The organism is Acinetobacter sp. SM1B (assembly GCF_003289665.1).
GTDB lineage: Bacteria > Pseudomonadota > Gammaproteobacteria > Pseudomonadales > Moraxellaceae > Acinetobacter > Acinetobacter schindleri.
This window is the reverse complement of record NZ_QMBM01000001.1, coordinates 1,648,915-1,672,268: the sequence shown is the minus strand read 5'-3', so window position 1 is coordinate 1,672,268 and position 23,354 is coordinate 1,648,915. Positions and strand designations below refer to the sequence as shown.

Annotated in this window: 20 protein-coding genes and 4 pseudogenes; 9 read left to right on the top strand and 15 right to left on the bottom strand. The window is 42.3% G+C overall.

All coding sequences use genetic code 11. The annotated features are described in order from the left end of the window. The first annotated feature begins 249 nt into the window (after window positions 1-249). The 3 genes from purL to C8322_RS14680 all read left to right on the top strand — a co-directional run bounded on the left by purL (window position 250) and on the right by C8322_RS14680 (window position 5,334). On the top strand, window positions 250-4,083 hold the full coding sequence (gene purL, locus C8322_RS08060) for a phosphoribosylformylglycinamidine synthase (RefSeq protein ID WP_071320361.1): 3,834 nt from the start codon (window positions 250-252) through the stop codon (window positions 4,081-4,083). A 119-nt stretch (window positions 4,084-4,202) separates the two neighbouring features. Further along, on the top strand, window positions 4,203-4,934 hold the full coding sequence (locus C8322_RS08055) for an abortive infection family protein (RefSeq protein WP_071320362.1): 732 nt from the start codon (window positions 4,203-4,205) through the stop codon (window positions 4,932-4,934). A 274-nt stretch (window positions 4,935-5,208) separates the two neighbouring features. After that, a complete protein-coding gene (locus tag C8322_RS14680) occupies window positions 5,209-5,334 on the top strand; it encodes a KGW motif small protein (RefSeq protein ID WP_004815134.1) in 126 nt (41 codons plus the stop codon). 303 nt (window positions 5,335-5,637) lie between these two features. Here the strand turns inward: C8322_RS14680 and C8322_RS08050 are convergent. Next, a pseudogene (locus C8322_RS08050) lies at window positions 5,638-7,379 on the bottom strand (FAD-dependent monooxygenase). Between the two features lie 170 nt (window positions 7,380-7,549). On the opposite strand from C8322_RS08050, the pseudogene C8322_RS14715 reads away from it, so the two are divergent. The 3 genes and pseudogenes from C8322_RS14715 (at window position 7,550) to C8322_RS08035 (ending at window position 10,385) form a co-directional block, all read left to right on the top strand. After that, a pseudogene (locus C8322_RS14715) lies at window positions 7,550-8,432 on the top strand (LysR substrate-binding domain-containing protein). A gap of 17 nt (window positions 8,433-8,449) precedes the next feature. Then, a complete protein-coding gene (locus C8322_RS08040; RefSeq protein WP_108675371.1) occupies window positions 8,450-8,767 on the top strand; it encodes an NGG1p interacting factor NIF3 in 318 nt (105 codons plus the stop codon). Window positions 8,768-8,914: 147 nt separating this feature from the next. Continuing rightward, window positions 8,915-10,385, top strand: a pseudogene (locus C8322_RS08035) (carotenoid oxygenase family protein). A 273-nt stretch (window positions 10,386-10,658) separates the two neighbouring features. On the opposite strand, the pseudogene C8322_RS08030 reads toward C8322_RS08035, so the two are convergent. After that, window positions 10,659-11,453 (bottom strand): annotated as a pseudogene (locus tag C8322_RS08030) (nitroreductase family protein). 73 nt (window positions 11,454-11,526) lie between these two features. After that, complete coding sequence (locus C8322_RS08025; protein WP_108675369.1) at window positions 11,527-12,327, bottom strand: enoyl-CoA hydratase; 801 nt, start codon at window positions 12,325-12,327, stop codon at window positions 11,527-11,529. A 101-nt stretch (window positions 12,328-12,428) separates the two neighbouring features. Between C8322_RS08025 and C8322_RS08020 the strand changes: the two genes are divergently transcribed. Then, window positions 12,429-12,998 (top strand): nicotinate-nicotinamide nucleotide adenylyltransferase, encoded by a 570-nt coding sequence (locus tag C8322_RS08020; protein ID WP_005222785.1) that lies wholly within the window; start codon window positions 12,429-12,431, stop codon window positions 12,996-12,998. A 47-nt stretch (window positions 12,999-13,045) separates the two neighbouring features. Further along, the gene (locus tag C8322_RS08015) at window positions 13,046-13,606 is read left to right on the top strand and encodes a YceI family protein (protein ID WP_008303686.1); all 561 of its coding nucleotides are present in this window, start codon (window positions 13,046-13,048) and stop codon (window positions 13,604-13,606) included. Between the two features lie 36 nt (window positions 13,607-13,642). Here C8322_RS08015 and C8322_RS08010 read toward each other — a convergent pair whose 3' ends face one another. The 7 genes from C8322_RS08010 to dapD all read right to left on the bottom strand — a co-directional run bounded on the left by C8322_RS08010 (window position 13,643) and on the right by dapD (window position 17,549). Then, entirely contained in the window at window positions 13,643-13,864 is a 222-nt protein-coding gene (locus C8322_RS08010) for a hypothetical protein (protein WP_146747329.1), read from the bottom strand. Window positions 13,865-13,928: 64 nt separating this feature from the next. After that, window positions 13,929-14,093 (bottom strand): hypothetical protein, encoded by a 165-nt coding sequence (locus C8322_RS14400; protein ID WP_171334349.1) that lies wholly within the window; start codon window positions 14,091-14,093, stop codon window positions 13,929-13,931. 135 nt (window positions 14,094-14,228) lie between these two features. Then, window positions 14,229-14,687 carry a peroxiredoxin gene (locus C8322_RS08005; RefSeq protein ID WP_108675367.1) on the bottom strand — a complete coding sequence of 153 codons (459 nt, stop codon included), beginning with the start codon at window positions 14,685-14,687 and terminating at the stop codon, window positions 14,229-14,231. An 82-nt stretch (window positions 14,688-14,769) separates the two neighbouring features. Then, on the bottom strand, window positions 14,770-15,177 hold the full coding sequence (locus C8322_RS08000) for a hypothetical protein (protein WP_076753857.1): 408 nt from the start codon (window positions 15,175-15,177) through the stop codon (window positions 14,770-14,772). A gap of 16 nt (window positions 15,178-15,193) precedes the next feature. After that, entirely contained in the window at window positions 15,194-15,862 is a 669-nt protein-coding gene (gene queC / locus C8322_RS07995; protein WP_004815160.1) for a 7-cyano-7-deazaguanine synthase QueC, read from the bottom strand. Window positions 15,863-15,892: 30 nt separating this feature from the next. After that, window positions 15,893-16,603 carry a 7-carboxy-7-deazaguanine synthase QueE gene (gene queE, locus C8322_RS07990; RefSeq protein ID WP_071320369.1) on the bottom strand — a complete coding sequence of 237 codons (711 nt, stop codon included), beginning with the start codon at window positions 16,601-16,603 and terminating at the stop codon, window positions 15,893-15,895. 124 nt (window positions 16,604-16,727) lie between these two features. Next, window positions 16,728-17,549, bottom strand: coding sequence for a 2,3,4,5-tetrahydropyridine-2,6-dicarboxylate N-succinyltransferase (gene dapD / locus C8322_RS07985; protein ID WP_004815162.1), 822 nt, complete (start codon window positions 17,547-17,549; stop codon window positions 16,728-16,730). Between the two features lie 377 nt (window positions 17,550-17,926). On the opposite strand from dapD, the gene carO reads away from it, so the two are divergent. Then, entirely contained in the window at window positions 17,927-18,625 is a 699-nt protein-coding gene (carO, locus tag C8322_RS07980; RefSeq protein ID WP_111810494.1) for an ornithine uptake porin CarO, read from the top strand. Window positions 18,626-18,857: 232 nt separating this feature from the next. Here the strand turns inward: carO and C8322_RS07975 are convergent, their stop codons facing one another. The 5 genes from C8322_RS07975 to C8322_RS07955 all read right to left on the bottom strand — a co-directional run bounded on the left by C8322_RS07975 (window position 18,858) and on the right by C8322_RS07955 (window position 23,324). Beyond that, window positions 18,858-19,781, bottom strand: a complete 924-nt coding sequence (locus C8322_RS07975; RefSeq protein ID WP_004815164.1) for a CysB family HTH-type transcriptional regulator — start codon at window positions 19,779-19,781, stop codon at window positions 18,858-18,860. Between the two features lie 54 nt (window positions 19,782-19,835). Beyond that, a complete protein-coding gene (locus tag C8322_RS07970; RefSeq protein WP_004815165.1) occupies window positions 19,836-20,897 on the bottom strand; it encodes a sulfate/molybdate ABC transporter ATP-binding protein in 1,062 nt (353 codons plus the stop codon). Between the two features lie 11 nt (window positions 20,898-20,908). After that, window positions 20,909-21,802 carry a sulfate ABC transporter permease subunit CysW gene (cysW, locus tag C8322_RS07965; protein WP_004892240.1) on the bottom strand — a complete coding sequence of 298 codons (894 nt, stop codon included), beginning with the start codon at window positions 21,800-21,802 and terminating at the stop codon, window positions 20,909-20,911. Beyond that, on the bottom strand, window positions 21,799-22,632 hold the full coding sequence (gene cysT, locus C8322_RS07960) for a sulfate ABC transporter permease subunit CysT (RefSeq protein ID WP_004815168.1): 834 nt from the start codon (window positions 22,630-22,632) through the stop codon (window positions 21,799-21,801). Before cysT ends, cysW begins: the two co-directional genes overlap by 4 nt. An 86-nt stretch (window positions 22,633-22,718) precedes the next feature. Beyond that, the gene (locus C8322_RS07955) at window positions 22,719-23,324 is read right to left on the bottom strand and encodes an RBBP9/YdeN family alpha/beta hydrolase (protein WP_108675365.1); all 606 of its coding nucleotides are present in this window, start codon (window positions 23,322-23,324) and stop codon (window positions 22,719-22,721) included. Between the last annotated feature and the right edge of the window lie 30 nt (window positions 23,325-23,354).

The window sequence follows — 23,354 nt, the reverse complement described above, 5'->3', positions numbered from 1 at the left end:
ACAATTTTGCGACTAAAAATAAAACTTTAACGGTTTTGATTTTTCTGCAAGAAAATGTGTTAATCTAATCGACTACATTAAATTTTTTTAACTGAAAATAAAAGTATTATTTTAAAAATCCTGACAGTTTAGCGATCAGATTTATTAATTCCTCACTAGCTGATTCCAGTATTTCACAGTAGAATATGCGCTCTCTCAAGTCACATTGTGGCATGGTTCACAAGACCATCCCGTGGAGCCAAAATCAGCATGTTTATCGTTGCCGGTGCACCTGCACATTCTTCTTTTAAGAAAACTCAACTACTTTCGCGTTTGTCGTCAATTAGTTCTGTTCAATCACTAGAAAGTCAATTTGTTTATCTTTTTGACCAAGCGCTCAACGAGCAACAACAGCAATCCGCTTTACAGCTTCTCAACGATGGTCAATCATTTGAACTGCACCAGGCTGCAAGTGATGAAATCCAGATTTTAGTCACACCACGTGTCGGCACGATTTCGCCGTGGTCCTCGAAAGCGACTGATATTTTCAAGAATTGTAATACACCGGTTCATCGTCTTGAACGCGGTGTTTTATTTACGCTGAAGGGTGTAAAAGAACTTTCTACAGAAGCATTACAGGTCTTGCATGACCGCATGACTGAAAGCGTATTTAACGCAATTGAAGATGCGGCTGCACTATTCATCGAAACTGCGCCAAAACCTTTGAACTCGATTGATATTCTGGGTCAAGGAAAAGAAGCACTGGTAAAAGCCAATAACGAGTTTGGTTTTGCACTGTCTGATCAGGAAATTGATTACCTGACAGAAGCGTTCACTAAACTGGGCCGTAACCCGAATGACATCGAACTGATGATGTTTGCTCAGGCAAACTCTGAACACTGCCGTCATAAAATCTTTGGTTCTGAATGGACTATTGACGGTGAAGTTCAGCCATTGTCATTATTCCAGATGATCAAAAATACCTATAAAGAATCACCAACAGACGTATTGTCAGCATATAAAGACAACGCATCGGTGATTGTTGGTTTTGATACTCAGCGTTTCTACCCAACACAAGAAGAAAACGGTCAACACGTTTATAAATACAAGAGCCAGGCTGCTCACATCCTGATGAAAGTGGAAACCCACAACCATCCAACCGCGATTGCACCATTTGCAGGTGCAGCGACAGGTTCAGGTGGGGAAATCCGTGATGAAGGCGCGACTGGTCGTGGTGGTAAGCCAAAAGCTGGTTTAACTGGTTTCACCGTATCTAACCTGAATATTCCTGGCTTTGAACAGCCTTGGGAAGAAAATTACGGTAAACCATCACGTATGGCATCGCCACTTCAAATCATGATTGAAGGTCCATTGGGTGGTGCCGCGTTTAACAATGAATTTGGTCGTCCTGCCTTAAATGGTTACTTCCGTACGTTTGAACAAAATGTAAATGGCGAAGTCAAAGGTTTCCATAAGCCAATCATGATTGCCGGTGGTTATGGTAACATCCGTTCAGACCATGTTGAAAAAGATGCAATCCAGCCAGGTGATCTTCTGATTGTTCTTGGTGGTCCTGCGATGCTGATTGGTCTTGGCGGTGGTGCAGCGTCTTCTGTAGACAGCGGTAAACTTGGTGAAAACCTGGACTTTGCTTCGGTACAACGTGAAAACCCGGAAATGGAACGCCGTTGTCAGGAAGTGATTGATACTTGCTGGCGCATGGAAGATCACAACCCGATCGTTTCAGTACACGATGTAGGTGCGGGTGGTATTTCAAATGCAATGCCTGAACTTGTGAACGATCACGAGCTTGGTGCGGTACTTGATCTGCGTAAGATTCCATCGCTTGAGCCAGGTATGTCTCCAATGGAAATCTGGTCAAACGAAGCACAAGAACGTTATGTGCTTGCGATCCGTCCGTCTTCATTAGAATTATTTGAATCAATCTGTGCACGTGAACGTTGTCCGTTTGCAGTATTGGGTGAAGCGACTGAAGCGCGTCATTTAACTGTTGAAGATCCGTTATTCGGCAACAAACCTGTGGATATGCCAATGCAGGTGATGCTTGGCGGTACACCACGTATGAGCCGCTCATACGAAACAGCTGAACGCAAAGGCGACGACTTTGATGCGTCTAAAGTGACTGATCTGAAAGATGCGATTTATCGTGTTATTAAGAACCCAACTGTTGCCTCTAAATCATTCTTGATCACCATTGGTGACCGTTCGATCACTGGTATGGTGGCACGTGACCAGATGGTGGGTCCATGGCAAGTGCCTGTAGCGGATGCTGCAGTCACCACAACAAGCCTTGTGGGTTATACAGGTGAAGCAATGGCAATGGGCGAACGTCCACCAGTTGCATTGTTAAACCCAGCAGCTTCTGCGCGTTTATCTGTTGCTGAATCAATCTCGAATATCATGTCTGCGAAGATTGATCAAATCAGCGACATTAAATTGTCTGCAAACTGGATGGCTGCTGCGGGTCAACCGGGTGAAGATCAAGCCCTATTTGAAGGCGTTAAAGCGATTGGTATGGAAATGTGCCCAGCATTGGGTATCGCAATTCCAGTCGGTAAAGACTCGCTTTCAATGCGTACCACTTGGGATGACGAAGGCGAAGACAAATCTGTGACTTCTCCAATGTCAGGCGTGATTACTGCATTTGCACCAGTCACTGATGTTCGTAAAACATTAACACCTGAGCTTAAAAACCTTGAGTCTGTACTGGTACGTATCGACTTGTCTAAAGGTCAATTCCGTCTTGGCGGTTCGATCCTGGCTCAGGTTTACAAAGCAATCGGTTCAGTAACTCCCGATGTTGATAGCTTCGATGACTTCAAAGCATTCTTTGCTCTAGTTCAAGACTGGAACAACCGTGGTCTGATCAAGGCTTACCATGACATCGGTGACGGTGGCTTAATCGCAACTGTTGCGGAAATGATGTTCGCTTCACGTCTAGGCGTAGCACTAGAAGAACAATCGGTTGCAGGTCTATTTGCTGAAGAAATTGGTGCAGTGCTTCAAATCGCGAAAGCAGATTGGGAAGCGCTACAAGCTGAAGTTGCAGCATCTACATTGAAAGATGCAATCAGCGTAGTTGGTACTGTGAACAATACAGACCAATTATCTGTAAATGGTCTTGTACTTGAACGTAGCGATTTGCAAGTAGCTTGGACTGAAGTTTCTCACCAAATCCAACGTTTACGTGACAACGTAGAAACTGCGGATCAGGAATTTGCATTAGTTACAGACAAAGCGCACAAAGGTTTGATTGCTCAACCGACATTCGACCTGAATGAGCAAATCGAAGCACCGTTCATTAACTCACGTCGTCCAAGCATGGCTATTCTGCGTGAGCAAGGTGTCAACGGTCATGTCGAAATGGCAGCTGCGTTCGACAAAGTTGGTTTTAGTACAGTTGACGTACACATGAGCGACCTGCTGGCAGGTCGTATCAGCCTTGATGATTTCGAAGGTCTGGTGACGTGTGGTGGCTTCTCTTATGGTGACGTATTGGGTGCAGGCGGCGGCTGGGCAAAATCAGTACTGTTTAACCAGCAACTGCGTGACCAGTTTGAGAAATTCTTCAACCGTCAGGAAACCTTCTCTTTAGGTATTTGTAACGGTTGTCAGATGTTGTCTCAATTGGCTCCATTGATTCCAGGTGCGGATGCATGGCCTCGTTTCCATCGCAACAAGTCAGAAGTATTTGAAGCGCGTAGCGTAAACGTTCGTGTAGAGAAATCTCATTCTGTATTGCTTGAAGGTATGGAAGGCTCAATCCTGCCAATCGCTGTGGCTCATGGTGAAGGTCGTGTGGTTGCATCAGCTGAAAGCATTGCTGCGTTGAATGCCAATAACCAGGTAATCATGCGTTATGTAGATAGCCAGGGTAATGCAACTGAGCAATATCCACTGAACCCGAACGGTTCGCCTGAAGGTATCTCTGGTGTGACCTCTAAAGATGGTCGTGCAACGATCCTAATGCCACACCCTGAGCGTAACTTCCGTGCAATCCAGCATTCTTGGAAACCAGAAGACTGGGATCAGGATGGTGCTTGGTTACGTATGTTCCGTAATGCTCGTAAATTTATTGGTTGATAGACCATGAGAAAAAGGGCGCTTCGGCGCTCTTTTTTATGTGGTAACTATCCATTAATGAAATCAAATAGTATGATTGGAAAGTAGACAATGAATTAAAATTTTAACAGTTAAATAATATGACTAATTTAATAGAACAAGTTGAAATTCTTCAAAATCTTTTAATTTCTGAAGCAACAGATGGTAATGAAAATAATGAAGAGTATCAGAATTTAAGAAAATTAATCTTGGACGAGCAAGCTATACAAAAGTTTGCACCAAAGTTTTTGAGGACATGTAGAAATCTTACTCAATTTTGGCAATTTATTAAGTTTGAATATTCGACGTATGCTGAACGTCGCGATTTTTTATGGAAATCATTTCAGCCTCTATTAGAAAAGCTTGAAATGTCTGAATCTGTGCCATCAGATGATGTAGTGAATATAATTGTTAAAAAGATAGATTCAGAATATATCAATACTCTTTGGCATAAAGCTTTGGAGCGAAGAAGTACTGATCCAGAAGGGGCTATTACATTGGCTCGAACACTTTTAGAATCGACCTGCAAATATATTCTTGATGAATATCAAGTTGACTACGGAAATGTACCTGATATTAATCAACTATATAGATTAGTCAGCAAAGAATTAAATCTAGCACCATCTCAACACACAGAACAGACCTTTAAACAAATTCTAGGAGGGTGTAGTTCAATTGTTGAAGGATTAGGCTCATTAAGAAATAAAGTAGGAGATGCGCATGGACAAGGTAAAACCAATTTTAAACCTTCGCCAAGACATGCTGAATTAGCAGTCAATTTAGCTGGGACAATGGCAGTATTTTTATTTTCCACATGGGATATTAACAAATAAAATTTAATAGTCATATTAAATAATAACTTAAATATATCTTATGGAAAAATTTTCATTTATTCAGTAAGATGTAACGACTCAACCACCATTTTTGGTGGTTTTTGCTTTTTCAGTATTTTCAAATATTTTTTAATCTCTCACTGAACTGGTTTGGATTTTGCTTTTATATAGGTATAGAGGTGATATTGTGTAATTTATGCACAATAAATATGCATTTTAAAGCAAAGATGATATAGATCATTTCAGTATCAACACTCATGTATGAGGTGATGACATGGCTAAAACACTCAGAATAATAGATAGAACGGAACTACGTCAGAAAGGTTGGTGGTTATTTGGTTTTGTTGTTGGTTTACAGGTGCTATTTTTGCTAGGCAGTTATTTGCTACAGGGTTCTTGATCATCAGATTTAATAAAAGCCACCGAGAGGTGGCTTTTTTCATTTTTGATTTTATGTGTGTATTACTTTTAATGAAGCGTCTTGGTTACTTTGAAGAATGAGAAATATATTCCGTAAAGTAACCAAAATCCTTTGTTAGCCTGATGGGCATCTATGTCCTACGAGTTGACGAGTGGCATCTATGCCGTAGGGTATTTTTAAAATAATGAGATATTAGGGAAAAGATGTATGATCTTAATGATCGACAACTGTGATTCTTGTACCACTAATAAAGAAAAACCACCCGAAGATGGCTCTTTATCTCTAAACAGTTAATTGAATTTGTTTCAACACCGCCTTCAGTGTATTCAAAAAATCAAACTGATCATTGGTACTGTCTTGATAACGCCATGCCACATAACCATCCGGACGAACCAGAATTGCACCAGAGTCATGAATTTCAGACTTGGCATTCCAGGTGCCATACACATCGCGGTAGTCACGTGAACCGATTTGAATTACATCCAAATAAGGTAAGTTCAGTGATTCGGTCGCCTGTTTCCAGCCTTTACCCGATAAACCAGTCAGCAGGGTAAAACGACCTTTACCGGTAATATCCAGAGTGGACTGCTTTTGATCATTGGTATTAACCAGCCAGGTATGTGGCACTTTAGCTCCCGGACATGTTGTTGCTTGCAGATAAAGCTGCTGATCACGCTCAAATCTTTCAGGCTCAGCTTCACTAATGACTGCATTAGAGGTATAGCGCTGATTTAACTCTACACCTTGCGCATTAAACTCATAGTTTTTAACTGCCAATGCTTTAAACAGCTTTTGACGGATTTCAGCACCTTGCTCATCTTCAGCAAAGATACGCTCCAGCATTTGTTTTTGTGTAGCCACGCCTTGATCAAAACCAAAGACTTCTTTCAGGTATTTATAGTCAAAACGTGACTGGTTCGCACGCGACACGATCTGTTTGCCCACAGGTGCACGTTCAATTGTATAGGAATCCAGCAGGGAAGGCGCAGCCCAGCCCTTGACTGCATAAGCCAGTTTCCAGCCCAGGTTAAAGGCATCCTGCAACAGGTATTTGAACCTAAACCACTGGATGGTGGATGACGATGCACTGCATCTCCGCCACAGAACACACGGCCTTTGGAATATTCGGTTGCCCAGGTCTGGTTCACATACCAGTAAGACAGTTTTTGAATTTCGACATCTTCTACTTCAGCACCAACAAATGTATTGAGACGTGCCCGAACCTGTTCTTCAGTGACTTGCGGCTCACCTTTGGAAATGTCAAAGCCCCAGCCCATAATCCATTCTTTCCATGGTGTAATGGCACGCAGTAAACCCATACCAAGATCACCAAAGCTCGCTTCCGGATTGACAATCCATTGCAGGATGGCAGGGCGGTGCTGCACATATTTAGTCAAATCAGCCTTAAAGGTCACATATACTGTACCGGCACGGGCCATGACACCTTCCAATGGCAAACCAAGTTGTTCCAGTACGCGTGACTTGGCACCATCCATACCGACCAGATATTTCGCTCTTAAGCTAAATTCAGTATTGGTAATACGGTTCAGGAAAATTGCTGTGACGCCATGTTCATCCTGTACATGAGAGAGATATTCAGTATTAAAGTTATAAACGGCGCCTCGTTCACCCGCATTCTTCACCAATAAAGCTTCCATTTTTGGTTGAATCAGATCAACCAGTGGGCATGGACTGCCTTTGATATAGTCACCATGACGTTCATCACCGGTACCCCAAGCACTCATGCGGGCAATTTCTTCGCCAACCAGGCTGGTGGTAATCAGACTTTCACCCATTTGATCCCAAGGTGTAGCAATTTCTTTGACCTGTTCTTCAACTCCTAAATCACGTAATACCTCCATGGCACGTTGGTTAGTAATATGTGCGCGTGGACTATTGGCCAGCCAGCTAAACTGGGTAAACAGTTGTACCTTGATACCATAATTGGCCAAAGCCAAACCCAATGTTGAACCTGCAGGACCGGTACCAATGATCAAAACATCAGTGTCATAATGCTGTGTCATACAAGACTCCATGTATATGCGTGAAGAACAAGCCATCTATATGGTCATGCAGTCTAGTAAAACAGGATCTGTTCATATACCGATATTCATATAAACTATCGACCTATTCTTATTTGCAATGCGCGGGTCATAATCTTAAGATGCTGACCTGATCAGAAACCGGGCAGCTTATGGAACTTCGACATTTACGCTATTTTATGACTGTGGCGCAGCAACAAAGTTTTACCAAGGCTGCCGAAAAGCTGTTTACCGCTCAACCGTCATTAAGCCAGCAAATTAAGGATCTGGAACAGGAAGTTGGGGTGAACCTGTTTGATCGTTCATCCAGAAAAGTCAAACTTACCGATGAAGGGCGCGCTTTTCAGATCTATGCGGAAAAGGCACTGGAAAATGCCAAGCTGGCAGTAGCAGCAGCACGCCAGGTCGCACAACAGAAAAATAATCAGATTCATATTGGCTTTCTGAATGTTGCAGAAATCAAGGTGATGCCTCAGATTCTGGCGCAGCTTAAAAAAACCATGCCTGACTTAAAAATTAACTTGCATAGCCTGACCTGTATGGAGCAAATTCAGCGGCATAAAAAATGCTGAACTGGATTTATGTATTACCCGTTTTCATCTGGATCCTCCAGATTTTGACAATATTCATTTATTGACCGAACAGATTTACTTGCTGGCAGCTCAGCATTTGCATCCTACAGATCGAATCCTGAAATTACAGGAACTGAAAAATCACAATATAATTATGTGTGAGCAGAATGCTTCACCCGTGTTTTATGAAAAGCTGGATCAGCTGCTTGGTATTGATCAACTCGAACATGAACAGCTACTGTGGGTGACCAATGTGGTGCAACACATTAATCTGACCAATATGGGGATGGGTTTTAGTTTTGCTCCTGAGTATTTACTGAGATTTTTGAATGATCATGTGAAAATCATCCAGACGGATCAGGTGCTCCCAAAACTAGGCTTGTATGCAACATTTAACAAGAACTCTCAAAATCCTGCATTGAAGATAATTACCCAAGCCCTTAAAAATACAATAAATATTTGAATTTCAGGAAGGAATATATGTTAAAGCTGATTTATTACGTACTGGACGAAAATCTGGAAGACACTAAAAATGCAGTCTTTGCAGCAGGAGCGGGTGGCATTGGTGAGTATACGAACTGCGCCTGGCAGGTTTTGGGAACTGGACAGTTTAAGCCGCAAGAAGGTGCAGATCCTCATATTGGTGAAGTCGGTAAACTGGAGCAGGTAGAAGAATGGCGGGTAGAAATTCTGGTGCCAGATGAAAAGGCAGTCGAGGTCGCTAAAGCCTTAAAAGAAAGCCATCCTTATGAAGAGCCGGCTTTTGAGTTTATCCAGCTGCTGGATATCAAAGTCTAAACTCAAAGTATTATTCATATTATATTCACTGCGGCGTGTTCATCCTGGCGCGCCGTCAGTCTACATTTAAAAAACAGTCAAACTGCTTTTGTTATTATAAAATTTGCCATAGCACTCCAGATAAAAAATACAATAAGGAAAATAACAATGCAGTGGCCAAAACCGCTGAGCAGAATGCTCAAAAATACGCTTAGTAAATCCATTCAATACAGTGCAGAAATTCTGCATAGTCGTATTCCCTATTCCAATGATAATCCTTATCTGGATGGTATATTTGCCCCGCAACGGCAGGAACATTTCTCTACTCAACTCATGGTAGAAGGACAGATTCCGGCAGAACTCGATGGTGCACTAATGCGGATTGGCCCAAATCCAATTCTGGTTAAAAATCCCAGAAATTATCATTGGTTCACTGGCGATGGCATGATTCATGCCTTGAGACTGAAAGGCGGTAAGGCACACTGGTATAAAAGCAGTTATGTCGGAGCTGCCAGCGTGCAGAAGAAACTTCACCGACCACTGATTCCAGGCAAAACGCGAGGTGTTGCTGATGCCGTGAATACCAATGTCATTAACTTTGCTGGAAAAATCTGGGCTTTAGTTGAAGCGGGTGCTTATCCAGTTGAAGTCAATAGTAAGCTGGAATCTGAGCGAAATCATCTTTTTGAAAATGAACAGGATTTACCATTCACAGCTCATCCGCATGTTGATCCTGAAACAGGGGATATTCATGCAGTTTGCTATGATGCCTTGAGCCAAAATAAAGTTTTTTATCTGCATATAGATTCGCACGGTAAATTGAAACACCAGGTCGAGATTCCAGTGAAACATGGACCGATGATTCATGATTGTGCCATTACCAAATCTCAGGTGCTGATTCTGGATCTGAATGTGAATTTCTCGGTTCGCAGTGCTTTGAAAGGTTCAATGCTGCCTTATCAATGGAATCCAAAACGACAGGCACGTATAGGTGTATTACCTTTTGGTGGCAAAGTCACCGACATGCGCTGGTATGAGATTGATCCCTGTTTTATTTTTCACACTGTGAATGCCTATGATCTGAATACTGGCGATATAGTGATGGATGCGGTAGTGCACTCCAAAGCATTGATCCGCTCGATTCAGAGACCGATCGAAGATCAGGATATACGACTAGAGCGCTTTATTTTTTGAACAAGGAACGGGAAAAGTGACACGAACCGTATTATCAAATATCAAGCAGGAATTTCCACGGATAAATGAAGCATTTATTGGGCGACAGTATCGTTATATCTATAGTATTTCTTTTGGTGAATTTGATGATCCCTCCCATGTCAGCAGCAATACGGTGATGTGTTTTAATTTAAGAAACAGAACCACAGAAAGTTACTCCTTTGGAGCAAACTGGGTCACTGGTGAGGCAGTCTTTGTTGCACGGGAAGATGCTCAGGCAGAAAAGGATGGCTGGCTAATGTCTTATATCCATGCTTTAGATTGTAGCCCCTCGAAAGTTGTCATTCTAGATGCCCAGCATATTACAGAAGGACCCATTGCAACGATTCATTTACCAGTTCGGGTACCGGTTGGATTTCATTGTAACTGGATTGATTATCGGAAATTAAGAGCGAACTATTCTTAAAAAATGATTTAGCATCGACTTGTATTTGCTCTAAATAGATTTCTTCCTTTTCGCCATCCGCGTATCAAATATTATTTCTTTTCAAAATAGTAGTGAATTTACATTGAGGTGACATGGATGTCACCTGCCAGACAGAGGTTCAATCAAGGATGAACCTTCTGTCTGGCAATGGCTTTGGTTACTTTGGCCTGTCAAAGTAACGAAAATGCCTACGCGTATATCAGTTAATTTAAGAAAACAGTCGAGGCCGTGATATTCATTCAATAAACGTACTTAAATCTTCTGAATAAACAACTCACGATCAAAACGGTACTGTGGGAAGAATACCCCATCTTTAGCACGTTCACCTGCACCAATCACCATGACCGGATACTGCTCGTTATTTAAGTCCAGAATTTCACGAACCATCGGCTCATCGAATCCTTCCATCATACAGCTATCAAAACCATAAGCGCGTAAAGCTAAAACCAGATTTTCACAAGCCAGCGCAGTGGTTTTAGTCGCCCATAGTTTTGCATCAGCGGGGCTGAAAGCAGAAACCGGCATTTGCTTATCCAGAGTACGGGCTACTTTGAAAGCGACTTTCTTAAAGTTACCAAAGGCATTCAGATAACCTGTCTTGTAGTTATAGGGAATGTACTTATAGTACTTTTTGATTGCTGGAGGCGCCTCAGGAAATGGAAACTCACTAATATTCAGTTTCGCCATTTCATCAATGCGGTCAATACGTGCAATACAAACAATCAGTTCAGAAGCCGTTTTAGCGGCCAGTTGGCTCATGCAGGCTTTCACCAGATGCTTTTTCTTGGATGGGTTCTGCACAACATAAAATGTCCATGGCTGCAGATTTGATGAATTTGGTGCCAGTAGTGCCAGATCCAGACAGGCATCCAGTACCTCAGCAGGGATTGGTTTTTTGGTAAATTTACGCACTTAACGGCGGCTTTCAATGACCTTACGGAAATTCTCTACATCAATATCCTGTGGTGCCGGCTCGTAATAACGCTTCTTGTCAGGATTTGAACTATCAGTTGTTTGAGAAGTCGTTTGGGAGTTTTCATTTGTCATAAGCTGGGTTCTTTCAAAAATATAAAAGATTGAGGCAGTCTAAACTGCCTCAATTAAAAGATAAGTTTCAGAATTAGTTGAATTGTGTGAAATCAGGTTTCCGTTTTTGCATAAAGGCCTGAACTGCTTCCATCATTTCAGGTGAGCCTACACGCTTCATAAAGATTTCTGCCTCATCATCAATACATTCAATAATTTCAGCCAGATTATGCTTCATTAGTGCTTTGGTCTGCTTAATAGACGCCAATGGCAAAGCGGCAAGAGTTTGAGCCTGTTTTTGTGCAGCTGTATACACATCTTCTTCGATGCTATTGATCAAACCCGCAGTTAAGGCTTTTTCACTATTAAATCTTTGAGCTGTCAGGAGCAGTTCAGCAGCTTTGTGATAGCCAGCCTGTTGTACCAGCAGTTTGCTTGATGCACCTTCAGGAGACAGACCAAGACTGACAAATGGAATCTGGAACAGGGCAGTATTGTCGCTATACACCAGATCGGCGTGCAGCAGAATCGTTACCCCGATGCCAATGGCAACACCACGCACTGCAGCGATCAACGGCTTGGAGAATTTTGCAGCAGACTTCAGCAGGACAAATGGCGGTGTATTACCGGCTTTACCCTGTAAAGGCGTCTGGATGAACTTCATAAAGTCCTGCATGTCATTGCCGGCACTAAAGTCCGCATCCTGACCACGCAAAATCACTACACGCACGCTACTATCCTGATCCGCTTCATCCAGGGCCTGAGCAATCCATAAGTACAGCTCGCCATAGAGCGCATTTTTCGCTTCAGGACGGTGAATGGCTAAGGTCAGTATGCCATTGTCTAAATTCGCATTTAAATGCTGATGTGGTTGTTGAATACAGCTCAGTGTCATCGTACTATCCTTGCTTTATTAATATGAATTTATTGGCGCTTATTATGTCGTAAAAATTTGCCTACGACATAACTGATGCGTTCATAAAAGTAAGATGTGCTATGAAATATAAATTTGATTATCTGGTTTTTATTGGTCGCTTCCAGCCTTTTCATCTGGCACATATGCAAACCATTAAAATTGCTTTGCAGCAAAGCCAGCAGGTGATTCTGGCTTTAGGATCAGCGCAGCAGGAACGTAATATTAAAAACCCATTTCTGGCCTCTGAACGTGAAGAAATGATCTTGTCGAATTTTTCCGAAGCAGATCAGAAGCGTATTAAATTCGTACATGTCATTGATGTCTATAATGATGAAAAATGGCAAAAACTGGTAAAATTACTGGTTGCAGGAGTGGCAGAGCTAAATGCTAAAGTTGGTCTGATTGGACATTTTAAAGATGAGTCCTCTTATTATTTAAGACTGTTCCCAGAATGGGAAATGGTGGAACTAGACAGTCTAGTCGGTGCCATTTCAGCAACACCATTACGGGAAGCCTATTATCGTGGTGACATTATGGAATCAGCATTTCCTTTAGGAACCAGCGAGTTTTTACATAAGTTTAAAAATACTGAGACTTATCAACAATTGGCACACAAGTTTAAAACGAATGATAAAACGAATCTGAGCTAAAACTGTTTTAAGGTGAGGAGTTCATTTGATTGTTAGGGAGCAACACAATGAATCTTATCCTAAAAAATATAGCCTATGCAGGATGCCTTTCAGTAGTAAGTATATCAGCAGCCTCTGCCAGCTGGAGCTTGACGCCTAAAAGTAGCGTGGGTTTTAGTATTAATTCATTGGGTTTGACTGTCGTAAAGGGAAGTTTTCAGCAATTCCAAGCCTCGATGCAGTTTGATCCTCAAAAACCACAACAGGCTTCAACTGAATTTACCATGCAGGTAGATAGTCTACAGCTGTCCAAGCCAAGTCTAAAAAATATGATTATGGGTGAAGATCTGTTTGATGCTTCACGTTATAAAACTGTGAATTTTAAAAGTACCCAGTTTAAACCAAATGGAACGAACCGCTATCAGGTATTGGGTAATTTGACTTTACGGGGTGTGACGCGTCCAGTGGTTTTTGATACCACGCTAATACCAAATAAAACCAACCCGAATTTACTTGATGTGAATTCGAAAACAGTGATTAACCGTTCAGATTTCGGTATGAAAAAAGCCACAGCTGGTGTAGGTGAAAAGGTCAATATTCATCTGATCGGGCAGTGGAAAGCCTCATAATTTAGCTGTTCATTTATTTGAACGTGGCAGAGCAGTCTAAATTGGAATGGGATAATTTAAATGTTGCTCTGCCTGTTCTAGAATAGTTTGGGTGAGTTGTTGTAAAGCTGGTGACTGCTGTTTCCAGTGATGCCAATACAGTTTCACATCTGTTCTGTATTCTGAAAGGATTTCTAGCAAAGCGTTTTGTTGAAACCGAAGCAATTTGATAATCCGGCACCAGACCATAACCCAGTCCGGCAAAGACTGCTTCTGCAAAAGCAGTCGAAGAAGGAATAGAGTAAGAAGGATAGCTTGGTTGAGAAAGACCATAATGAGTCAGTCAAGCTTTACCATGCATGTGATCCTGATCTTTATAAATAATCGCAGGGGCCTTATGCAGAGACTTGCGATGAATGCCTTGACTAAACAATCGCTGAGAAAATGCAGGTGTCGCTACCATTCTATAATGCATAGCACCAATCAGTTGAGCCTGACAGCCTTTCATGGCTTGTTGCTGTGAACTGATATCTTGATGTACTGATTGCGATGGTAATGTGGGGAATTGCAGTATCCTTGATCTTTGTCTGAATGATAAAAAAATGAGTCTAATTGGGACTCATTTTTTGGTATCAAATAGATTTTAAGTTGCTTGGAGTGCTTTTAAATCTTCTAAAACCTGTTCAGCATGACCCGCTGCTTTTACTTTACGGTATTCCTTTACCAGTTTGCCATTGTGGAAAATGAAAGTAGAGCGCTCAATGCCCATAACTTTTTTACCATACATGTTCTTTTCTTTAATCACGTCAAAGTGATTGCAGAGTACTTCCTCTTTATCACTGATCAGGTTGATGCTCAGGTTCTGCTTTTCCGTAAAGTTTTGGTGAGCTTTAACTGAATCGCGTGATATCCCCAGAATTGTTGTATTTAGTGCATCAAACTGGTCTTTTAGACAGGAAAAACCAACAGCTTGTGTAGTACAGCCTGGGGTGGAGTCTTTTGGATAAAAATAGATGATTAACCACGCTGCATCTAATAGAGCCAAGTTGATTTCACCAGTCGTAGTAGGGAAAACATGGTCAAGCAAGCCGATCTCAGACATAAAAAACTCCATTGTTGTTGTAATTTTCACAAAAAAATAAGCCACATTATAGTGGCTTATTTATGCAAAGAATAATCAGAAATTATTTTTTGGCAGCAGCAGCTTTTTGGGCCTGTTCAGTTAAGGTTTTTAACTTACCAGTTAACTGTGGGCCAAAACATGCTTGCAAATCTTTATTTTGCTTTTGTACAAAAGCTAAAGTTGCTGGACTTTTCTTCTGGTTAATCGTGCTTTGAATTTCCCATTTCTGTGCATTGGTTAATTTACCATCTGCTTCAACAGCACAAGTACAATATTTGCTCACTTCAGAACTGGTCAGCTGTTTGCCTTTGCCAGTTTCTTCTTTACAAACATTGATCAGAGCAGCTTTAATATTGGTACTTTTGTAAGCATTTTGCAGTTTGCTGTCATCTGCTTGAGCAGTAGTTGCAAACAGCGCAGCGGCCGAAACTAAAGCTGAAAGAACAACATTTGACTTAAAATTTTTCATAAACTTTACCTTGTTATTACGGTATATAACGTGTCGGATCTTCAACACCTGCATCTGCAAAACCTTGTTTACGCAGACGGCAACTGTCACATGTACCACAAGCACGTCCTTGGTCATCTGCCTGGTAGCAAGATACCGTTTGGCTATAGTCTACGCCATGATCAAGACCTAAGCGAATGATATTTGCTTTGGATAAATGTAACAGAGGTGTTTCAAATTTGAGCGCCTGACCCTCTACACCGACCTTGGTCGCAAGGCGTGCCATATTGGCAAAGGCTTCAATAAATTCAGGACGACAGTCAGGGTAACCGGAATAATCGACGGCATTAATTCCGATCACAATTGCTTCTGCACCAAAAACTTCAGCTGCAGCCAGTGCATAAGACAAGAAAATTGTATTGCGTGCTGGGACATACGTCACAGGAATACCTTCCTGAAGTTGGTCTGGAACATCAATACTGTGATCAGTCAGGGCAGAGCCACCGAGGTTGCCTAAGTCAATATTGATGACACGATGTTCTACACCTGCACGACCAGTCAAAGCTCTTGCTGCATCAAGTTCAGTGGTCGAACGCTGGCCATACATAAAACTTAAGGCAATACATTCGTAGCGTGCCTGCGCCCAGGCTAAACACGTGGTTGAGTCTAATCCGCCAGATAACAATACAATGGCACGAGGGCGCATAACTAAATCTCCAAAATATTTAATAAGTAATTAACGACCAGTTTCGTCATTCCATAACAGTTTATGTAACTGTAGCTGGAAGCGAACAGGGAGATGGTCTTCTAAAATCCATTGGGCCAGATCACGTGCCAGCTGTGGCATACGCGCCGTACCTTTTTCAACTTCAAAAGCAGGCGAGAACCAGACCGTACTGACTTTTTCATTAAGCTGGTACTGTTCAACCTGCTGTTTGGACCATTCATAATCTTCACGATTACAGATTACGAACTTGATCTGATCGTGCTGGGTTAAATGGTCGAGATTGGAAAGCAAATTTCGTGCAACTTCACCCGAAGTTGGCGTTTTCAAGTCTAATACTTTTGATACACGAGGGTCTACCTTAGACACATCCAGCGCACCGCTGGTTTCCAAGGAAACTTCACAGCCTGCATCGACCAGGCGCTGCATTAACGGTAAGGCATTCGGCTGTGCCAGTGGTTCACCACCAGTCACGCAGATATAAGGTGTCTTAAAATCGAGTGTGGTTTGAATGATTTCTTCTAAAGATTTACGCTCACCACCTTCGAAAGAATAGGTGGTATCGCAATAGGTACAACGCAGTGGACAACCCGTCAAACGGATAAAGACTGTTGGCAGACCTGCTGTATTGGCTTCACCTTGTAATGAATAAAAGATCTCCGTGATGCGTAAACCCGCAGACGGATCAGAAACAGGGATAGCAGAAGATCGAAGCGTACTCATAACAAAATTAACCAGGGAAGAAAGAACAATGTATAAAAATAAAAATCCCTACGATCATTACTGACCGTAGAGACGAAGAGCGAGTAAAGCTCTGAGGAACATTAAGTTCCTAAAAAGTTAGGACTTAGTCTTCACGTAACAGATCGTTCAGGCTGGTTTTCGCACGTGTTTTCGCGTCAACTTTTTTCACGATCACAGCAGCGTACAGGCTGTATTTACCGCATTTAGAAGGAAGGCTGCCAGATACAACGACTGAACCAGCAGGTACACGACCGTAGTGGATTTCGCCAGTTTCACGGTCATAAATCTTGGTAGATTGACCAATGAATACGCCCATGGAAATCACAGAACCTTCTTCTACGATTACGCCTTCTACGATTTCAGAACGTGCACCGATAAAGCAGTTGTCTTCGATAATGGTTGGGTTTGCTTGAAGTGGCTCAAGAACACCACCAATCCCTACACCACCTGACAGGTGAACATTTTTACCGATTTGCGCACATGAACCTACAGTTGCCCATGTATCAACCATCGTACCTTCATCAACATACGCACCGATGTTCACATAAGAAGGCATCAATACCACATTTTTCGCCTGGTAAGAACCTTTACGTGCTACAGCAGGTGGTACTACACGTACACCAGCAGCTTTGAACTGTTCTTCAGTCCAGTCACCAAACTTAGTATCTACTTTGTCATAGAAGCGAAGATCACATGCTTCCATTGGTTTGTTGTCATTCAGTTTGAAAGACAACAATACAGCTTTCTTAATCCATTGATGAACAACCCATTCACCATCGATTTTTTCAGCTACACGTAAAGAGCCATTGTCCAGGCCAGCAATTACTTCCTCAACTGCTTGACGAACTTCAGCGGGACAATCCGCTGCTGTGAAATTCGCACGGTCTTCAAACGCTTGTTCAATGATTGTTGAAAGCTGAGACATGATCTTCCTTCCAGAAAAAAAATTTCCAAGATTTTACACTATATTGAGCAAAGATTAGATGGAAAACACGACTTATATCAAAATTAATTCGTTTGAATTATGGAGAAAATGGATGTGTCAAGTTTCATTAAAAGATTAATGAATATTATCTTTATATAGCTCATTATTTAATCAATAAACAGAAAATTTCCAGTAAAAGCATCCAATTAAGGTAACTGTGCAAAAAACCTCATGAAAATCATATAAAAGGCATCAAATGTATCAAAAGTTTACATAAACTCAGCAAAACTTGAATAAAGAGTGATCATATTGTGAATTAATATGCAGGCATAACGAAGAGTAAAAACGTTAAAAATAATTTTTTTGAGGAGACATAGATGAAAACTTTTGCTAAATATTTTGCGCTGTCTGTACTTGCTGCAGCAACCACTTCTGTCATGGCAGCTGATGAAGTCATTGTAACCGATGAAGGCGTTGCTGAATTCTCTTTCTTCAAACCTGCTGCTGTTCGTGCTGAAGTCGGTACTACTGGTTACGGTGGTGCAATCTCTTGGAGCGCTAACCCATATGTAGGTGTAACCTTAGGTTATAACGGCGGTGATATCTCTTGGTCAGACGATGTTGAAGTAGACGATGTGAACTATGATGTAGACATGGACAATAATTTGACTTATTTAAATGCAGAAATTCGTCCTTGGGCTAACTGGTTCTATATGGCATTTGGGGTAGGGTATCTTGATCAACAATATGGTTTATTAGCACGTAATGATGGCGGTACTATTGAAGTAAATGGTGAAGATACAGGTCTAGAGCGATTAGGTTATGATCTAGATTACAGTAATAAAATTGCCCCTTATGTAGGTATCGGTTTCTCTCCAGCAATTACTAATCGTTGGGGCTTGTTTGGAGAATTAGGAGCGTATTATGCCGGTAATCCAACCGTTACCAATGTAAATTATTATGGTGGAACTCCAACTGATGTTGCTCTAGTAGAAGAGCACATTAATGAAGTACGTAATGATGATAAATACGAATGGCTTCCAGTAGCTAAACTGGGTGTAAGCTTCCGTTTCTAATGACTAGATTCAAGAAAAACGAGCTTCGGCTCGTTTTTTTATATCTATCAATTATTAAATTAATTTATGTATTTAATCTTACTTCAATAAATCAAGCTAAAAGTCCAGAAGGTTCTTAATTTTTAAATATTCTTCTGAAGCTCAATTATACCTGTATTTCAAACATACTTAGTTGAAACAAGCATAAAAATGAGGCTAAAAAGCCTCATTTCATCTATTTAAATTTTTTAAATTAGTCATCCGGATAAGCTACTTTTTTTAGTGCTCGAATGTCTGCATCTGGAGAGCAAAGCGAGATAAATTCGTAGCCATAACCACGTAATAAATGGCCTTTACGTACAGCAATCCATGTTGTATTTACACCAAAAATATCAGTTTTAATCTGTTTTAAGCGATAATCACGTTCTGGGTCGTATGCCACATCATTGACAATACCGACACCCATATTCAGCTCTACATAAGTTTTGATTACGTCGGCATCTAGGGCGGACATTACGATATCCACATCAAAACCTGCTTCTTCAAAAGCGGTATCGATTTTAGAACGGCCTGTAAAACCACCGTGATAAGTGATGATCGGATAATTCGCCAGATCTTCAATACGTATATTATCTTTCTTGGTTAATGGGTGGTTTTGAGGCGTGATAATGCTGTGTTGCCAGTTATAGTACGGCACACTGGCCAGGTTATCTTCAGTCGTTAAGGCTTCAGTCGCAATCCCGATGTCTGCTTCACCTTGTAGCAGCATTTCGGTAATTTCAACCGGACTGGCCTGTTGCAGAATCAGATGAACTTTTGGAAATTCTTTTTTGAATTGATTTACGATCGGCGGTAATACATAACGTGCCTGGGTATGCGTTGTCGCAATGGTCAATGTCCCTTCATCAACCTTGTTAAAGTCATCTGCCAGACGTTTGATATTGTCAGCATCGACCAGCATGCGTTCCACAATTCCGAGCAGTGCCTGACCTGGTTCAGTCAGACCGAGTAGACGCTTACCTTTACGGATGAACAACTGTACACCAAGTTCATCTTCCAGGTCTTTAATATGCTTACTCACACCCGATTGTGAGGTATACAGTGCTGCAGAAGCTTCAGTTAAATTAAAGTTTTGACGAACAGTTTCTCGAATAATTCTTAATTGTTGGAAATTCATTTTCTATATACCCTATAAGCGGATGGGGCTGAAATGGCCCCATCTGAATGTGTCTTAAGCAACCTGATTCGCAAATAAATGCAGGTTAAGTGGACTTAACCATACAGTCTGATTTGGTCGGAATTGATGCGCTCGCGCTTCTTCCGGTGTTAGTGAAATTTCAATCAGGTTACCCTGACGGTCATTCAGTTCTGCAACGACTTTACCGGCAATCCATAATTCACGAATAAAGGTCGCCTGAATTGCATTGTCCTGTGGCTGAGCGGAGATACGCAGTTCATCAGGGCGGGCGAATACAATGACATCACCTTGTGGATGTTGTTGTGCCGCAGCAAACTGGATGCGATCTTCACCCAACTGAATGATGCCGCCATTATTTTGACCTTCGAAACGGTTGGCTTGACCCAAGAAGTCGAACACGAATGGCGTTTTCGGGGTTTCATATACTTCACGTGGTGAACCAATCTGTTCGACATTACCTTTGTTCATCACCACGATTTGATCTGCAACTTCCAGTGCTTCTTCCTGGTCGTGCGTCACGAAGATAGAAGTGATATGCAGCTCATCATGCAGGGTACGTAACCAGCGACGCAGTTCTTTACGCACTTTCGCATCTAGCGCACCAAAAGGTTCATCTAGTAATAGTACGCGTGGTTCAACCGCTAGGGCACGCGCAAGCGCAATACGCTGACGCTGACCACCAGATAATTGAGCAGGGTAGCGATCTGCCAGAAAGCCCAGTTGAACCAGATCCAGTAAACGGGTAACACGTTTCTTGATTTCAGTCTCTGATGGACGGGTTGAACGTGGGCGAACACGTAAACCAAATGCCACGTTGTCATACACTGTCATATGACGGAACAACGCATAGTGCTGGAAGACAAAACCGACTTCACGTTCACGCACATGGACGTTGGTTGCATCCTGACCTTCCAGAATGACCTGACCACCATCTGCAGATTCAAGACCAGCGATAATACGCAGCAGGGTGGTTTTACCACAGCCTGAAGGACCCAAAAGAGCTACTAACTGGCCATCCGGGAAATCCAAAGAAATATTATTCAGTGCATGGAATGCACCAAAGTGTTTTTCAATATTTTTAACTTGAATACTCATGTAGGCATTCCTTAAGAAACTGTTAAATCGTCATTACGTTTGTTTTGTTTTTCCTGACGCATTTCTACCCAGGTTTTAAGCACCAGGGTTACAATTGCGAGGAGAGCCAGGAGCGAAGACACAGCAAACGCAGCACTAAAGGTATATTCGTTATAGAGAATTTCGACATGTAGCGGCAAAGTATTGGTTTCACCGCGGATATGACCGGATACTACCGATACCGCGCCGAACTCACCCATGGCACGTGCATTACACAGAATTACGCCATAGATTAGACCCCATTTAATATTTGGCAGGGTCACTTTCCAGAAGGTTTTCCAGCCTGATGCACCGAGTACAATAGCAGCTTCTTCCTCTTCGGTGCCTTGAGCTTCCATTAAAGGAATCAATTCACGCGCTACGAAAGGTACCGTAATAAAGATGGTGGCCAAAACAATTGCGGGTACGGCATACAGGATCTTAATGTCATTATCCATTAACCAGCTGCCCATCCAGCCTTGGGTACCGAAAATCAGCACTAGCATCATACCGGCGATGACCGGTGATACCGAGAAGGGTATATCGATAATCGTGGTCAGAATGGACTTGCCCGGGAAGTTAAACTTCGCCACTGACCAGGCAGCAGCCACACCAAATACCACGTTTAACGGTACTGCAATTGCAGCAGTTAATAGTGTTAGTTTTACCGCAGATAATGTGTCTGGATGAACCAGTGCCTGAGTATATACCCCCACGCCTTGCTTGAATGCTTCAACAAAGACCAATACCAGCGGCAGAATCAGGCAGCTTAAAAAGAAGATTAGCGCAATTGTGAGCAGGGTATAACGTACCCATTTTGGCTCGCGAGTTGCATCACGGGATTGCAGCTTTTCAGCAAGTGCATTGCTGTTGGTATTTAAACTCATCGTGCAGTTCTCCCTGTGCGACGGCTAGCCCAAGCTTGTAACAAGTTAATCAGGAACAGCATCACAAATGAAATCAATAGCATCACGACAGCAATCGTGGTTGCACCCGCATAGTCATATTCTTCCAGACGCGAGATAATCATGAGTGGAGCAATTTCCGTTTTAAACGGCTGGTTACCGGCAATAAAGATGACCGAACCGTATTCACCCACGCCACGTGCAAATGCCAGGGCAAAGCCTGTAATCAATGCGGGTAGCAGAATCGGGAAAATAATTTTGGTCACGATTTGGAAGCGGTTTGCCCCGAGCGCAGAAGCAGCTTCCTCAAGTTCAGTTTCCAGATCAGACAGCACCGGCTGAACCGTACGCACCACAAAAGGAATGCCAATAAAGATCAGCGCCAGCGTAATACCTATTGGGGTATAAGCCACTTGAATACCTATTGGTTCCAGATACTGACCGATCCAGCCTGTAGGTGCATACAGTGAAGTTAATGCAATACCGGCTACGGCAGTTGGCAGGGCAAATGGTAAATCCACTAGAGCATCAATAATACGTTTACCTGGGAAGCTATAACGTACCAGACACCAAGCCAGTAACAGACCAAAAACAACATTGATCAGGGCTGCGATAATGGCGGCACTAAAACTCAGCTGAAGTGACTTGAGAATACGTTCAGAGCTCAGGATTTCCCATAAGCCATCCCAGCCGATGCCAAGCGATTTAATAAATACGGCAGACAGCGGAATAAGAACGATTAATGACAAATACGCTAGGGTAAAGCCTAGAGATAGACCAAATCCTGGCAGCACTCGGGATCGCTGCGACATGATTACTCCTCAAAAGAGAGAATGCTGATTGAATACAACCAGCGAATATTAAAAATGAAATTTGCGACAAGCATAATTTGCAACATCTAAAATGCAAATTTAAAAAAATACTTGCCTTCATCAGTATTACTGATATGTTGCATCGGCATCTCTGAATTTAGGTATTGTTTAATTTCAGGGAAGGGGCCAAAGCCCGAAGCAACATTGACATGACCGACGGCGCCCAGATTAACCGGCTGAATTTTCCAGGATCGGGCAAAAGCATGTGCATCTTCAAAACTCAGCCAAGGATCATTTTCACTGATCAGCATTACGGTCGGAACCTGAAGCTTGAGCTGATGGAAATAAGCGCTGTAATCTGTTTGGCTATCACGTACAAAGCCATTTTCACCAAAACGGGCCGGATTGGCCGGAGCCACCAGAACCAGCTTTTTAATTTTTCGACAAAGTTCTGGATGCTGGTCAAGTGCTGCAAGACTGGTCAGGCAGCCAAAGCTGTGCGCTACGATTTCAATATCATCTTCAATTTGCTGTACAGATTTGACAAACTGCGCTACCCAGCTACTCAGTGCCGGATGGTTCCAGTCTTGCTGTTGAACACGGGAGCATTGCATCAGACCACGTTGCAACCAGGATTGCCAGTGATCATGTTCACTGCCACCTACACCTGGAACAATGAGGGTATGTATCATGCGAATGCTCCTTATCTGTTCAATGCAAAA